Genomic DNA, 14427 nt, shown 5'->3' with positions numbered 1-14427 from the left:
AGTAGTATGATGGAAATCGGGGATTTGGTAATGCTTTCGAATAGTGAGGATCGACAAGGTCGCTCAAAGGTGACGGCTGTGACGAATCGATTGATTTGGATTGAAGCACCGAGTGAGGTCGCGACACTCAAAACATTCATCTTGTCAGAGCAAGAAGAAGTTTCATTTTATTTCTTTAAGGAGAAGGGCAAATTATTTGGATTTGATACGGTCGTCGTTGAACGACAAAATGATCCACTTCGCGGTCAACGATATGCTTTGAAACGACCGAAGGATGATCAAATCGAACGCATCCAACGACGTCAGTTCGTCCGAGTACCGCAAATACTCGATGTTGCTGTACACCCTCATAAAACGCAGTTCGAGCCGTTTACAACGGTGACGCTCGATCTATCGGCTGGAGGGATGATGATCTTGTCGGATCAATTACCGGTTCAAAAAGAGGAAGAGGTGGAAATGACATTCATTTTGCCTACAAGTGAGGGCATATCGAGTACGTTAGATGTCATCGCTGAACTCGTCCGAGTTGATCGGCGCGAAGAACGATATGAATTAGCATTTCAATTTACGATGATTCCCGACAGAAGTCGTGAACTTGTATTGCGTCACTGTTATCAAATGCAAATGAAAAGTTCAAGAAGGGGCATGAATCCATTCACCTAACCGCATTTTTTTGCTATGATAACGTTCGGAAGAATGAATCCCTATCAATCATAGGGAAGATGGAAGGATTGGATGGATGATGAAAAAGATTCAAATCGCTTTAGATGGACCAGCGGGTGCTGGAAAAAGTACGATCGCAAAACAATTGGCAGCGCGCCTTGACTATGTATATATCGATACAGGAGCGATGTACCGGGCCGTCACACTGGCAGCACTAGAACAATCGCTTGACCTCAACAATGGTGAAGTGCTCGGCGAATTGATGAAATCGCTTGATATTCGTTTAACACCAGGTGAAAACGGGCAACGTGTCTTTATTGGTGATCGCGAAGTGACGGATGCGATTCGCTCGATCGAAATCACGAATAATGTCTCGTTCGTCGCTCGCCAAAAAGAAGTTCGGGCTGCGCTCGTCACGGCACAGCGGAAATTAGCTGAACGCGGTGGGATCGTCATGGATGGACGTGATATCGGCACAGTCGTATTGCCGGATGCAGAATTAAAAGTCTTTTTGACGGCAACTGTGGAAGAGCGTGCAGCTCGAAGACACCGCGAAAATATCGCGCGTGGGATGGACAGTGACATCACGATTCTTCAAGAAGAGATCGCGTTACGTGATAAACGAGACAGTGAGCGTGAAGTCTCACCATTGCGCCAAGCTGACGATGCGCTTTATCTCGATACGACAGAGATGACGATTGATGATGTCGTCGTCCGTTTGATGGAACTAACGGAAGGTGTTTTAAAATGAAACGTCAAGATACCGTTTACCGGATTGCGCGGTTCGTCGTTTGGGTCATTGCCAAAACAGTCTTTCGAGTGAAGGTAACGGGGCAGGAGAACATTCCAAAAGACGGTTCCTTACTCGTCTGTGCCAATCACAGTTCGAACTGGGACCCGGTCTTCCTCGTCAGTGCGATTCCGCCAAAACGTGCGGTACGTTACATGGCAAAAGAAGAACTGTTCAAAGTTCCTGCCTTAAAACAATTAATGATTGCGGCAGGAACATACCCTGTCGGTCGCGGTCAAGGAGATCGTCAAGCCTTGAAACGGACGATTGAACTATTGAATTCAGATGAGACGGTCGGTATTTTCCCAGAAGGAACGCGATCTGCGCCAGGTGAATTTACAGCAGCACAACCAGGGGTCGGGTTCTTTGCCTTACGATCGAATGCGCAGATTTTACCGATTGCCATCATCGGATCATACCGTCCGTTCAAACGGATGCACGTTGCGATCGGAAAACCGGTTGATATTTCGGATTTACGTGACCAACGCGGCGCAGCGAAATCGATTTCTGACCGAATCATGGACGAAATCAAATCCGTCTACTTCAATCACGCTTAATACCTTGACAAATAGTCAGAATTGTAAGAAGTTAGAAGCAGGATAAACGCATTGACATATGTCAGGCGTTTCTTGTACTCATCGTGAGGAGGTTGTTTTGGAATGGTCGAAGAAATGAAAGATATGCCTGATTTTGAAATTCATCGGGACCAGGTAGTTACCGGAATGGTCGTGAAAATTGAAGACAAGCAAGCACTCATTGATATCGGATATAAAACAGAAGCCATCTTACCGATCAGCGAAGTATCGAGTCTTCATCTCGATGATATTCGCGGCGTGCTGAACGTCGGAGATGAACTACAAGTGAAGGTCAAGAAAATCACGGATGAAGAGGTCGTCGTCTCGAAACGAGAAATCGACGCGCTCAAAGCGTGGGAGCAAGTAGAAGAGAAGTATAAATCAGGTGAGATCTTTGAAGTTGTCGTCAAAGACATCGTCAAAGGTGGACTCGTCGTTGATATCGGTGTCCGCGGATTCATTCCGGCGTCACTCGTCGAACGGCATTATGTCGAGGATTTCTCGGATTACATTGGTCGTTCGATCGAAGTCAAGGTCGTTGAACTCGATCAAGAGAAGAACCGTGTCATTCTCTCGCACAAAGCCGTCGTTGAAGGCGAATTGAACGCGAAGAAAAAAGAGACACTCGAAAATTTAGAAGTAGGTCAAATCCTCGAAGGTACAGTCCAACGTTTAACGGACTTTGGTGCTTTCGTTGATATCGGTGGCGTTGACGGTCTCGTTCATATTTCGGAGATGGCACACCACCGTGTCGAACGTCCTTCGGATATCGTCACGGAAGGTCAAAAAGTCGAAGTCAAAGTACTTGGTGTCGACCGTGATACGGAAAAGGTTAAGTTATCGATCAAGGAAACACAACCTGGTCCATGGCAACAGATGGAAGGGAAGATCGAAGCTGGCGATATCGTCAAAGGACGTGTACGCCGTCTCGTCCAATTCGGTGCTTTCATCGAACTTGCGCCGCAAGTAGAAGGACTTTTGCACATTTCGCAAATCGCGAACCGTCACATCGGTTCACCTTCGGAAGTACTCGAAGAAGGACAGGAAATCGAGGCAAAGGTACTTGAAGTACGTCTTGATGAGCATAAGATTTCGCTATCAACACGTGTCCTTGAAGAGGAAGAATCATCCGCTGACGATTATTCGGATTATACGAATCAATCAGAAGGATTCTCGGTCGCTGACTTGACTGAGGACGATTCTGATAAGAAAGAATAAGCAATGACACAAAGCGGACACAAGCGTGTCCGCTTTTTATATGCGGTTTGTTATGGTATATGACAGTTTGATTTGATACAATAGAACGGCTATGAAGCGAGAGAAGAGAAAGAAGGTGTTGGGATGGCAATTCCAGTCGTGGCGATCGTAGGTCGCCCAAATATCGGAAAGTCGACGATTTTTAACCGGGTGATTGGAGATCGGGTTTCAATCGTAGAAGACAAGCCAGGCGTTACCCGCGACCGTATTTACGGAACTGGAGAATGGCTGAATCGTCATTTTCATTTGATTGATACAGGTGGAATCGAAGTCGGGGATGAGCCCCTACTTCAAATGATGCGTCATCAGGCGGAGCTCGCCATTGATGAAGCGGATGTCATCATTTTCATGGTGAACGGACGCGAAGGAATCACAGCAGCGGATGAGGAAGTCGCGAACATGTTATTCCGTTCGAACAAACCAGTCGTCGTAGCTGTCAACAAAGTCGATAACTTTGAAATGCGTGATTTAATGTATGAATTTTACTCCCTTGGATTCGGAGACTTGTTCCCGATTTCTGGTACACATGGTCTTGGTCTAGGTGACTTACTCGACCGTGTCCTTGAACTCGCACCAGATAAAGAAGAATTAGAATATGACGAAAGCACGATCAAGTTTGCCTTGATTGGTCGTCCGAACGTCGGGAAATCAAGTATGACGAACTCGATTCTCGGTGAAGAACGTGTCATCGTTTCAAACATCGCTGGTACTACACGCGATGCGATCGATACACCGTTTACGCGAGATGAGCAAGAATACGTCATCATCGATACGGCCGGGATGCGAAAACGCGGGAAAGTCTATGAATCAACAGAACGTTTCAGCGTCATGCGTGCTCAAAAAGCAATCGAACGGGCAGATGTCGTCTGTGTCGTGCTTGATGGCGAAGAAGGCATTATCGAGCAAGATAAAAAAGTGGCGGGATATGCTCACGAAGCAGGTCGCGCGGTCATCATTGTCGTCAATAAATGGGATGCTGTCGAAAAAGATGATAAGACGATGAAAAAGATGCAAGAAGAGATTCGGGAAGAATTCCGTTTCCTTGACTATGCACCCATCGTCTTCGTCTCAGCGAAAACAAAACGTCGTTTGCAGACGTTGCTACCGGTCATTCAACAAGCAGCGCACAGCCATGCACAACGGATTCAGACAAGCGTCTTGAACGATGTCATCGTTGACGCTGTCGCGATGAACCCAGCGCCGACGGATAAAGGCGTTCGTCTTCGGATCAACTACGCGACTCAAGTCGCCTCACGTCCGCCAACGTTCGTCTTGTTCGTCAATGATCCAGAATTGCTGCACTTCTCTTATAAACGATATCTTGAGAATCGGATTCGGGAAGCATTTGATTTTACAGGTACACCAATCCGGATTTTAGCTCGTCAAAAACAATAATGGGGTGAGTCAGTATGACCAAAATCGCTGTCATCGGAGCGGGAAGCTGGGGAACGGCGCTCTCGCTCGTCCTAGCCGATAATGATCAGGAAGTCATGCTTTACGGTCGTGAACAAACAACTGTCGACCGCATCAATGAACATCATGAAAACGCGCAATTTTTGCCGGGTGTCATGTTACCACAATCATTGAAGGCGACGACGGATCTTAAAGTGGCGGTTGAAGGCGCAACACATATCTTGATCGTCACACCGTCCTCTGCGATTCGTTCGGTTTCCCGACAATTGAATGAATTGTTGACGGAACCAGTCGTTCTGATTCATGCGTCAAAAGGAATCGAGCCAAAGACCCATCTTCGGTTGTCAGAATTAATCGAAGCAGAGGTCGATCCTGCGAAACGCAAAGCGGTTTGTGTCTTGACGGGTCCATCGCATGCTGAAGAGGTCGCGTTACGTAAACCAACGACAGTGACCATCGCATCGGATGATTTAGAAGAGGCTGGTCGTGTGCAGGAGCTGTTTACGAATGAAAACTTTCGCGTCTATCTGAATGCGGATATCATTGGAGCTGAGCTCGGTGGGGCGCTCAAAAATATCATTGCGCTTGCCGCAGGTATGACGGATGGTCTCGGTTACGGGGACAATGCCAAAGCAGCATTGATTACGCGTGGAATGGTCGAAATCGCACGTCTCGGTACGATGCTTGGAGCTAACCCGATGACGTTCACTGGATTGACAGGAATGGGTGACTTGATCGTTACTTGTACATCGGTTCATAGTCGAAATTGGCGTGCGGGGAATGCCATCGGTCGCGGTGAAAAATTAGAGACGGTTCTAGAAAACATGGGAATGGTCGTCGAAGGTGTTCGCGCGACTCAAGCGGCATATGATTTGGCGGAGACGAAACAGTGTGAACTCCCAATCACTTCCGCCCTCTACCATGTTCTCTTTGACGGTCATACACCGGAAGAAGAAGTCAAAAAGTTGATGCAACGACCACAGAAAAATGAGATCGAGCATCTCTTCACGACGAAAGATTAACGGAGTGGGGTGGAAACCTTGAGTCCAGGATTAATAAAAATGTGGATCTCGTTCGCTGGCATTGGACTCTTTGCGATCAGTGTCTTGCTGGTCACGGTCAGTCGGACGAAGTTGAAGGGGATATGGCAGGTTCTCGTATCGACTTTGGCATTCGTATGTTTCATCGTTGCGTCGATCATCATGGTATTCATTGTCATGGCGGGGCCAAGCGCATGAAGAAGTGGTTCGTGATCCTCATGCTCATTCCGGTGACGTTGTTATCGGGTTGTCTGTTTCCAGACAGTCAGAAACCGTCGAACCGCGTACCGTATCCGCAACAGTTGCGTACCGTACAGGATGCTGTCGATGCGTATCAAAAAGACACGGGTGTTTTGCCCATCAAGACGATGGAAGCAGATACTCCGCTCATGGAGCGTTATCAAATCGAATTAGGGCGGCTCATTCCGCGTTATATGAGTGATCCACCATCGAACAGTTTTGAAGGTGGAGGAACATTCATCTATCTGTTAGTCGATGTCGACACGAAACCGACTGTTAAGTTGATGGATTTACTTGTTGCAGAAGAGTTACAGAAGCTCCAAGTTCGGATTGATGCGTATCGGAAGAAGAACGAAAAGTATCCGTTTAAAGGATCGTTCGGAAAAAACCAGTTTACGCTTGACTATAAAAAACTATTCATCAAAAAAGAACCGACTGTCCCAAGTCCGTATTCAGATGAAAAGTTGTCGATCTATGTCGATGGTCAAGGACGCCTCTTCATCAACTATTTACCTGAGTTGAAGAAAGCTGTTCAAACTGCGAAGAAAAAGCCGAAAGTCGGTCAGGATATTCGGTATTTGCTCTATGAAGATCAACCTTTTGTTCCTGCCTATTCTCAAAGCTACACGATAAACGAAAAAGGCGAACCTGTGTTTTCAGAGGAATCGAGCGAAGAATCTGAAAATTGAACGTTATTTACACGAAAATGTTGTAATAGCAACGTTTATGGGGTATGATTACCCTCGAAGAAGTGATTGGGAGGGGGTGAAAGTAATGAACAAAACTGAACTCATTCAAGCAGTCGTCGAAAAATCAGGTCTTACAAAAAAAGACGTGACGAAAGTTGTTGAATCAACATTCGAATCGATCACTGAGACACTTCAGTCTGGAGAGAAAGTCCAATTGATTGGATTTGGTAACTTCGAAGTCCGTGAGCGTGCAGCCCGTAAAGGTCGCAACCCACGTACGAAAGAAGATATCGAGATTCCAGCAAGCAAAGTACCTGCCTTCAAACCAGGTAAAGCATTGAAAGATGCTGTGAAGTAATCCGGCTACATAGTCGCCCGAGATTTTCTCGGGCGGCTTTTTTGTGGACATTCAGAAGCGTGAAAGCCCGCCGATTATGGTATATTAAAAAAGAAGAACGTCCATCAACGAGATGGCACTGGAGATCGGGGGGTAAAAGCATGGAACAACATGAGCTGCGCGTGGATGAAATCATCACTGCACTCACCACTAAACAAACGACACGATTGGCTCGACATGTGGATTTCCCTTCCATCGATCGTGAACAGATCAGTTGGTTGATTGATGTCGCTCAACATGACACGCTGGATACGGAAGCACTCGTCAAAGCGATTCATTTCGCACAAGTAGCGCTACGTCTGCATGAGCGTGTCAATGAAACGCTACGCGGTTCGAAGGAGCGACAGTTGCTTGTATTAGCAGGGGATTTATTCTCGAGCTACTTTTTCGAACAGCTAGCTGGGTTACCAAAAGAGATTCTCGTTTCACTCGGACGGACGATTCAACGGGTCAACGAGGCAAAGTGTGCCCTTCACGAAATGAATTATGCATCGACGGAAGAACGGGTTCTCTTATGGTTAACAGCAGAGTTCGGATTAATGCAAGGACTCGCGGCAATCACGAAACGAGAATGGCTGACACGACAGGGGCGGCAGATCATTCAACAACAGGCAGAACAATTGGATCTGGTCGCACAGAAATTACTGTTATCGCATCTCGAGCAGATGGCGGTAGCATGAGATCTTGGAAAGGGTGAGCGGTGTGCAGGCAAAAGATAAAGAAAAAAAAGTATATGAAGTGTTTCAATCGATATCAACGAACTATGATCAAATGAATTCAGTCATCAGCTTCCGACTGCATAAACTATGGAGACGCGAGACGATGCGCCGGATGCAAGTCTTCCCGGGCGCTAAATGTCTCGATCTTTGTTGTGGGACAGCGGACTGGACGATTCAACTAGCGAAAGCAGCCGGTCCGACAGGTGTCATCAAAGGACTTGATTTTTCAGAAAACATGCTAAGAGTCGGCGTGGAGAAGGTAGAAGCGCTCGATATGAAAAACATCGAATTGATTCACGGAAATGCGATGGATCTACCGTTCGGTGATAACTCGTTCGATTATGTGACGATTGGTTTTGGTCTACGAAACGTACCGGATTATCTACAGGTCATCAAAGAGATGCATCGTGTCTTAAAACCAGGTGGAACGGTCGTCTGTCTCGAGACGAGTCAACCGACGGCACCGATTTTCCGCGAAGCATATTCATTGTATTTCGGAAAAATCATGCCACAAGTCGGGCGATTGCTTGCGAAATCATACGATCAATACAACTGGCTACAAGAATCGACGGAAGTGTTCCTCGACCGCGTCGAACTGAAACAACTCTTCGAACAGGCAGGCTTCATGCAAGTGGAAGTCAAGGCATTCGCGGGTGGGGCTGCTGCGATGCACCTTGGGAAGAAGTGGTGAGATGTCACTGCATTCCATATACCGTGATGTCACGAAGGAAGTTAATTTAGTCGATCGTTTTCTGATCAGTCATATCGCTTCTGAGGAACCAACGATCGATGCGGCTGGAAAGCAACTGTTGAAGGCTGGTGGAAAACGGATTCGACCGGCATTCGTATTGTTAGCGTCTAAATTCGGTGAAGCAGATCGGGATGAGCTGATTCGTGTGGCGGCCAGTCTTGAGCTCGTCCATATGGCATCACTCGTTCATGACGATGTCATTGATGACGCGGAACTACGACGAGGGAAACCGACTGTCATGCAATACTTTGATGAAGAAGTAGCGCTGTATTCCGGGAATTATCTGTTCGGTGAGGCGATTCGATTGATTGGTGAAGTTGGAAAGCCGGAACTTGTCCAGGTGATGGTCCATACGATGCGTGAAATTTGCGAAGGTGAGATTGAACAAATCTATGACCAATATGATTGGGAACAGTCAATTAAACGCTACATCAAACGGATTGAACGAAAAACAGCTATTCTCATCGAAGCGAGTTGTCACCTGGGTGCAATTGTTGCGAACTGTTCTGCAGCCGATACGAAAGCGTTACGGTTGTTTGGACGAGATATCGGACTTGCTTTTCAAATTGCTGACGATTTGCTTGATTTCACAGCGAATCGCACAGAACTTGGTAAGCCAGTAGCAGAGGATTTGCGTCATGGACACAAAACGTTACCTGTCTTTTATGGTGCAGAAGATGCTGTCTTTTATGAACGTCTTTCAAAAATCGAGAGTATGCCAACACATGAAGAAGTCGCACCCTTATTATCGTTTCTTCAAACTTCGGGAGCTCTTGAACGAACGCAACAAACAGTCGATCATTATATCCATCGTGCCATCAAACGTCTCGAACCATTACCTAAATCTTCTGCTAAACGATCGCTTGAAGAAGTCGCACGCTACGTTGGAAAACGAAAAGGATAAAGATTGTCAAAAATTTCTTGCTGTTCTTCTCAAAAGCCAGTAAACTGACTATGTAAGCGCTTTTCTAAAAGCATTTCATAGGGGGAACTAGAGATGGAACAGACATTTTTGATGGTCAAACCGGATGGCGTAGAACGTGGATTGATTGGGGAAATCATTGGACGGATCGAACGCAAAGGATTCATCATTCGTGAAATGAAAATGATGAACGTCACAGAAGAGCTAGCAAAAGCACATTACGAAGAGCATGCGGAGAAACCGTTCTTTGGAGAGTTGGTCACTTTCCTCACATCGGGTCCTGTCGTTGCACTTCGTGTCGAGGGTACAGACGTCGTCGCCGTCTCGCGTTTGATGATTGGGAAAACAAAACCACTTGAAGCAGCACCTGGAACGATCCGTGGTGATTTCGCGAACACGATGAGCGAGAACGTCATCCATGGTTCGGATAGTGTCGAGAGTGCGGAGCGTGAGCTTGCCCTCTGGTTTCAAGGACAACCAGTCAACGCGTAATACATGAATAGAAAGACAACGGGGAAGGGATTCGATTTGATCGAATCCCTTTTGTCGTGTTCTTGTAAAACGGAATGACCCAATTGTCTAATTGCTTTTTGGAATGCCTATAGCTTTATGCTACTATAGAAAATAAGTTGAACCGGTCATGGAAATGACCATTCGATATCGAGAGTGAGCGAGGTGTGCCAATTGGAAGATTATGAACTTTTTATTCAACGATTCAAGACCAAATCAGGGATTGATCTCGGTCAGTATAAAGAAGCACAGATGAAGCGGCGATTGACGGCGTTACGTGACAAAAAAGGATATAGTACATTTGCTTCTTATATGCAGGCAATGGATAAGGACACATCGTTATACGACGAGTTTTTAGACCGGATGACGATCAATGTCAGTGAATTTTTCCGTAATCCGATTCGTTGGCAACAATTGGAACAAGATATTTTACCGATCCTAGAGTCGCGAGCACATGGACGAATCCGGACGTGGAGCGCAGCTTGTTCGACCGGAGAAGAACCATACTCTCTCGCGATGATTTTAAGTGAACGGCTCGATCCATCCGCCTTTACGATTCAAGCAACGGATTTGGATGAACTCGTTCTTGAAAAAGCCAAGCTTGGTCGATATGGAGCTTCTGCATTAAATGAAGTCGTCGAAGCGCGTAAAAAGAAATATTTCATCGAGCAAGAGCAAACGTTCGAAGTCGTTCCAGAAATCAAACGACTCGTTCGTTTCAGTAAACATAATCTGTTAGGAGACCGGTACGATACAGGGTTTGATTTAATCATCTGCCGCAACGTGCTGATTTATTTTACAGAAGAAGCAAAAGCACACGTCTATCGTTCGTTCGTCGAGGCCTTAAAGCCAGGCGGAATCCTATTCGTTGGTGGAACGGAACAAATTTTCCAGCCCGAACGGTTTGGATTAAAGATGAAACAGAGCTTCTTTTACGAAAAAATCGGTTAAACAGGAAGGGATGAAGCGAATGCGTTACATGACAGCAGGAGAATCACACGGAAAAGGGTTGACCGTCATCATCGATGGGATGCCAGCAGGACTCACGATTGATTTCGAAGCCATCCAGCGTGAAATGACACGTCGCCAAGGCGGATACGGACGCGGACGACGCATGCAAATCGAACAGGATCAAATTGATGCACGTGGTGGGATTCGTCATGGATATACGACGGGATCACCAATCAGTTTGTTCATCGAGAATAAGGATCATACGCACTGGACACAAGTCATGCAAGCGGAACCGCTCGAAGAACAGTTGGAGCGCCCGCGGACGTTGACGCGTCCACGTCCTGGACATGCGGATCTCGTTGGTGGATTGAAGTACGGTCATCGCGATTTACGCGATGTACTAGAACGTTCTTCCGCTCGTGAGACGGCAGCACGTGTTGCCGTCGGCGCCTTCGCTAAACAATTACTGAATGAACTCGGGATTGAAGTGTTCTCGCACGTACGGTCGATCGGTGGCATCGATGCACCGTGGAAGGATCCCGTCGAACATAAGGAAACGATTGACGCTTCACCCGTTCGATGTGCTGACGAACAAGCGGGACAACGGATGATGGAGGAAATTGATGCGGCCAAAAAAGAAGGGGATACACTCGGCGGTGAAATCGAAGTCGTCGTGACAGGCATGATGCCAGGCGTCGGGTCCTTCACCCAAAACGATCTAAAGCTCGACAGCCGGATTGCACAAGCTGTCATTAGCGTCAATGCGATGAAATCAGTCGGTTTTGGTGACGGATATGAACTTGGTCGTCGCAAGGGGAGTACCGTCCAAGATGAAATCGTTCATGATACATCCGGCTATCATCGGCGGACGAACCATCTAGGCGGAATCGAAGGCGGGATGTCGACAGGCATGCCGATTCGCGTCCAAATTGCGATGAAGCCGATTCCGACGCTCTATCGTCCACTGCAATCAGTCGATATCGAGACGAAGGAAGCATTCACGGCACAAATCGAGCGAAGTGATGCCTGTGCCGTTCCAGCCGCATCGGTTGTTCTAGAAGCCGTCGTCGCATTTGAGATTGCGGTCGCTATCCTTGAAATGTTCGGGACATCGACACTCGATCGTCTTCAGGCTGCCGTCGCCGCTTATAAAGAGGAGGTTCGGACGTTTTGATCGAATTTGATATCCGGTTGAACACGTCATATCCAGTACTTATCGGAAATGGGGCATTAGCCCGGTTATCGCATCTTTCAGCGCTGAACGAGGCGGACCGCATCTGGGTCATCACGGATGAAACGGTACATCACTTGCAGATGGATCGATTGCAGGATGCGTTAGCGGATGCATCGCCGTCGATCGACGTTCATATCAGCACTGTTGCGCCTGGGGAGCACAGTAAGTCGCTTGCCGTTTATGGCGCTCTACTCGAAGAAGGGGTTCGGTATGGGATGACACGTCATAGCCTGATCCTTGCGTTTGGCGGTGGAATGATTGGTGATTTAGCGGGATTCGTCGCGGCAACCTTTTTGCGCGGCATCCCGTTCATTCAAATTCCAACGACACTGTTAGCGCACGATTCAAGTGTTGGTGGAAAGGTTGGTCTCAACCTCTCCCTCGGTAAAAACTTAGTCGGTGCATTTTATCAGCCAAGTGGTGTCGTGTATGATTTAATGCTCCTTCAGACATTACCAGACCGGGAATGGCGAAGTGGCTTCTTTGAGTTAGTCAAGCATGGGTTCCTTGCGCGACCATCATTTGCGGATTCGTTACTCGATATTTCGCTGGATGCTGTCAAAGGACTCGATTTGGAAGACTGGCTCGCACGGGGGATCAATGTGAAACGGGATATCGTCGAACAAGATGAGACGGAGCAAGGGATGCGTGCCTTTTTGAACTATGGACATACATTCGGTCATGCCGTTGAATATGCGAGTCCTGGTCTTGCGCATGGCGAGGCAGTAGGGATCGGACTCGTCTTCGTCAAGTTCTTGGAAGGAAATGACGAACAGGCGAAGCAGCTTGGGCAATTGCTCCATCGTCTTGGAACGGAATTACCGGATCGACAATCGTTTAAGACCTACCTTGAACTGATGCGTCGCGACAAGAAGAACCACCAAGCAACGATTCGATTCGTCCTTGAAAAAGAAGGGCGCTTCATTTTAGAAGCGATCAGCGAAGAACGATTGCGTCAAGCATTCAATCAAACAGTGAGGTGTCTAGAATGGGCTTAAGAGGAACAGTACAAGTACCTGGCGATAAATCAATGACGCACCGTGCTTTCCTGTTCGGCGGAATCGCCGAGGGAACGACACGTGTCAGAAACGCACTTGAAGGGGCCGATTGTCTTGCTTCACTAGAAGCGATGCAGGCGCTCGGTGCACAGATCGATCGAACACCAGAGGAAATTCGGATCACCGGAACGGATACATTCCAAGAAGCAACGATCGATTGCGGAAACTCGGGAACGACGATTCGTCTCTTGAGCGGTATCCTAGCAGGCGGTCAAGCGACGTATGCACTCGATGGCGACGCTTCCTTGCGTAGACGTCCGATGAAACGGATCACGGAACCGCTTGCCTTATTCGGAGCGAACATCACAGGTGAGACGGCGCCGCTTCACATCACAGGAACGCCGCTTGTCGGAACGACGTATACGTTGCCAGTCGCAAGTGCACAAGTGAAAAGTGCCGTGTTGCTCGCAGGTCTGCATGCGACGGGTGAGACGACAGTCATCGAGCCGATCCTGTCACGCGACCATACGGAACGGATGTTGCCGCAGTTCGGTGTTGACGTAGCGATCGATGAACGTGAGGATGGTCGGCACATTCGTGTTCAAGGTCCTGTACGCTTACAAGCAACGTCACTCGACATTCCAGGCGATCCATCGTCAGCAGCGTTTTGGTGGACGGCAGCAGCAATCGGGCAGGATAGTCGCATCACGACGACCCACGTCTTGATGAATCCGACACGGATTGGTTTTTTACAGACGTTACGCCAGATGGGTGCAAGTGTCGAAATCAATCATCGTTCAGAAGACGGTGGAGAGGAGACGGCAGATGTGACCGTCGAGACGACATCGTTACAAGCAATCACGGTCGAAGGTGATCAGATTCCATCCTTGATTGATGAGATTCCGTTACTCGCTTTGCTTGCGACGCAAGCTGAAGGACGAACAATCATTCGTGATGCACAAGAGCTTCGTGTCAAGGAAACGGATCGGATCGAGACCGTCGTGACGGCATTACAGCGTCTTGGAGCGAACATCGAGGCAACGGATGACGGCATGATCATCGAAGGACCGACACCTCTGCAAGCAGCGGAAGTCGACAGTGCAGGTGATCACCGGCTCGCGATGATGTTGACGATCGCGGCGACGATCAATCCAGAAATTATGGTTCATGGACGCGAAGTAGTTGAAGTCAGCTACCCAACGTTCTATGATGATTTAAAGAAACTTCAATCCGACCAATCTGAGTAAGCAATAGGCGGATGACAGAAAGTGGGGCGTT

At 47.7% G+C, this 14427-nt stretch carries 17 protein-coding genes; all 17 read left to right on the top strand.

Annotated features, from left to right (window positions below):
• Positions 1-6: 6 nt before the first annotated feature.
• The 17 genes from KNQ08_RS06615 to aroA all read left to right on the top strand — a co-directional run bounded on the left by KNQ08_RS06615 (position 7) and on the right by aroA (position 14396).
• The gene (locus tag KNQ08_RS06615) at positions 7-663 is read left to right on the top strand and encodes a flagellar brake protein (protein WP_214723564.1); all 657 of its coding nucleotides are present in this window, start codon (positions 7-9) and stop codon (positions 661-663) included.
• A gap of 76 nt (positions 664-739) precedes the next feature.
• Entirely contained in the window at positions 740-1414 is a 675-nt protein-coding gene (gene cmk, locus KNQ08_RS06610) for a (d)CMP kinase (RefSeq protein WP_214723562.1), read from the top strand.
• Positions 1411-2010, top strand: a complete 600-nt coding sequence (locus KNQ08_RS06605) for a lysophospholipid acyltransferase family protein (RefSeq protein ID WP_214723560.1) — start codon at positions 1411-1413, stop codon at positions 2008-2010. The genes cmk and KNQ08_RS06605 overlap by 4 nt, the downstream gene beginning before the upstream one ends.
• Positions 2011-2112: 102 nt before the next feature.
• Positions 2113-3246 (top strand): 30S ribosomal protein S1, encoded by a 1134-nt coding sequence (gene rpsA / locus KNQ08_RS06600; RefSeq protein ID WP_050677442.1) that lies wholly within the window; start codon positions 2113-2115, stop codon positions 3244-3246.
• A gap of 123 nt (positions 3247-3369) precedes the next feature.
• The gene (der, locus tag KNQ08_RS06595; protein ID WP_029342014.1) at positions 3370-4680 is read left to right on the top strand and encodes a ribosome biogenesis GTPase Der; all 1311 of its coding nucleotides are present in this window, start codon (positions 3370-3372) and stop codon (positions 4678-4680) included.
• Between the two features lie 14 nt (positions 4681-4694).
• Positions 4695-5720, top strand: a complete 1026-nt coding sequence (locus KNQ08_RS06590) for an NAD(P)H-dependent glycerol-3-phosphate dehydrogenase (RefSeq protein ID WP_058704888.1) — start codon at positions 4695-4697, stop codon at positions 5718-5720.
• 39 nt (positions 5721-5759) lie between these two features.
• Complete coding sequence (locus tag KNQ08_RS06585) at positions 5760-5936, top strand: DUF2768 domain-containing protein (RefSeq protein ID WP_034786022.1); 177 nt, start codon at positions 5760-5762, stop codon at positions 5934-5936.
• The gene (locus KNQ08_RS06580; protein WP_029342012.1) at positions 5933-6667 is read left to right on the top strand and encodes a hypothetical protein; all 735 of its coding nucleotides are present in this window, start codon (positions 5933-5935) and stop codon (positions 6665-6667) included. Before KNQ08_RS06585 ends, KNQ08_RS06580 begins: the two co-directional genes overlap by 4 nt.
• Positions 6668-6752: 85 nt before the next feature.
• Positions 6753-7025: an HU family DNA-binding protein gene (locus tag KNQ08_RS06575; protein ID WP_012370671.1), complete on the top strand. Its 273-nt coding sequence runs from the start codon at positions 6753-6755 to the stop codon at positions 7023-7025.
• Between the two features lie 140 nt (positions 7026-7165).
• The gene (locus KNQ08_RS06570; RefSeq protein ID WP_023468642.1) at positions 7166-7744 is read left to right on the top strand and encodes a heptaprenyl diphosphate synthase component 1; all 579 of its coding nucleotides are present in this window, start codon (positions 7166-7168) and stop codon (positions 7742-7744) included.
• 22 nt (positions 7745-7766) lie between these two features.
• Complete coding sequence (locus KNQ08_RS06565; RefSeq protein WP_023468641.1) at positions 7767-8474, top strand: demethylmenaquinone methyltransferase; 708 nt, start codon at positions 7767-7769, stop codon at positions 8472-8474.
• 1 nt (position 8475) lies between these two features.
• The gene (locus tag KNQ08_RS06560) at positions 8476-9438 is read left to right on the top strand and encodes a polyprenyl synthetase family protein (protein ID WP_023468640.1); all 963 of its coding nucleotides are present in this window, start codon (positions 8476-8478) and stop codon (positions 9436-9438) included.
• A 93-nt stretch (positions 9439-9531) separates the two neighbouring features.
• Positions 9532-9948 carry a nucleoside-diphosphate kinase gene (gene ndk, locus KNQ08_RS06555; protein ID WP_058704890.1) on the top strand — a complete coding sequence of 139 codons (417 nt, stop codon included), beginning with the start codon at positions 9532-9534 and terminating at the stop codon, positions 9946-9948.
• Positions 9949-10140: 192 nt separating this feature from the next.
• Positions 10141-10917 (top strand): CheR family methyltransferase, encoded by a 777-nt coding sequence (locus KNQ08_RS06550; RefSeq protein WP_023468638.1) that lies wholly within the window; start codon positions 10141-10143, stop codon positions 10915-10917.
• 19 nt (positions 10918-10936) lie between these two features.
• Complete coding sequence (gene aroC / locus KNQ08_RS06545; RefSeq protein WP_214723558.1) at positions 10937-12091, top strand: chorismate synthase; 1155 nt, start codon at positions 10937-10939, stop codon at positions 12089-12091.
• Positions 12088-13149, top strand: a complete 1062-nt coding sequence (aroB, locus tag KNQ08_RS06540) for a 3-dehydroquinate synthase (RefSeq protein ID WP_214770646.1) — start codon at positions 12088-12090, stop codon at positions 13147-13149. The genes aroC and aroB overlap by 4 nt, the downstream gene beginning before the upstream one ends.
• Positions 13140-14396: a 3-phosphoshikimate 1-carboxyvinyltransferase gene (gene aroA / locus KNQ08_RS06535; RefSeq protein WP_214723554.1), complete on the top strand. Its 1257-nt coding sequence runs from the start codon at positions 13140-13142 to the stop codon at positions 14394-14396. Before aroB ends, aroA begins: the two co-directional genes overlap by 10 nt.
• Positions 14397-14427 lie beyond the last annotated feature (31 nt).

This window comes from Exiguobacterium sp. s46, assembly GCF_018618875.1.
GTDB classification, from domain to species: Bacteria; Bacillota; Bacilli; order Exiguobacteriales; family Exiguobacteriaceae; genus Exiguobacterium_A; species Exiguobacterium_A abrahamii.
The sequence above is the reverse complement of the archived record's forward strand: the minus strand, read 5'-3'. Positions and strand labels throughout refer to the sequence as shown.

Coding starts and splice junctions, on each gene's coding strand:
- cmk (WP_214723562.1), top strand. CDS start 740: ATGATGAAAAAGATTCAAATCGCTTTAGATGGACCAGCGGGTGCTGGA.
- aroC (WP_214723558.1), top strand. CDS start 10,937: ATGCGTTACATGACAGCAGGAGAATCACACGGAAAAGGGTTGACCGTC.
- KNQ08_RS06605 (WP_214723560.1), top strand. CDS start 1,411: ATGAAACGTCAAGATACCGTTTACCGGATTGCGCGGTTCGTCGTTTGG.
- rpsA (WP_050677442.1), top strand. CDS start 2,113: ATGGTCGAAGAAATGAAAGATATGCCTGATTTTGAAATTCATCGGGAC.
- KNQ08_RS06575 (WP_012370671.1), top strand. CDS start 6,753: ATGAACAAAACTGAACTCATTCAAGCAGTCGTCGAAAAATCAGGTCTT.
- KNQ08_RS06615 (WP_214723564.1), top strand. CDS start 7: ATGATGGAAATCGGGGATTTGGTAATGCTTTCGAATAGTGAGGATCGA.
- KNQ08_RS06585 (WP_034786022.1), top strand. CDS start 5,760: ATGTGGATCTCGTTCGCTGGCATTGGACTCTTTGCGATCAGTGTCTTG.
- KNQ08_RS06580 (WP_029342012.1), top strand. CDS start 5,933: ATGAAGAAGTGGTTCGTGATCCTCATGCTCATTCCGGTGACGTTGTTA.
- ndk (WP_058704890.1), top strand. CDS start 9,532: ATGGAACAGACATTTTTGATGGTCAAACCGGATGGCGTAGAACGTGGA.
- KNQ08_RS06590 (WP_058704888.1), top strand. CDS start 4,695: ATGACCAAAATCGCTGTCATCGGAGCGGGAAGCTGGGGAACGGCGCTC.
- KNQ08_RS06560 (WP_023468640.1), top strand. CDS start 8,476: ATGTCACTGCATTCCATATACCGTGATGTCACGAAGGAAGTTAATTTA.
- KNQ08_RS06570 (WP_023468642.1), top strand. CDS start 7,166: ATGGAACAACATGAGCTGCGCGTGGATGAAATCATCACTGCACTCACC.
- der (WP_029342014.1), top strand. CDS start 3,370: ATGGCAATTCCAGTCGTGGCGATCGTAGGTCGCCCAAATATCGGAAAG.
- aroA (WP_214723554.1), top strand. CDS start 13,140: ATGGGCTTAAGAGGAACAGTACAAGTACCTGGCGATAAATCAATGACG.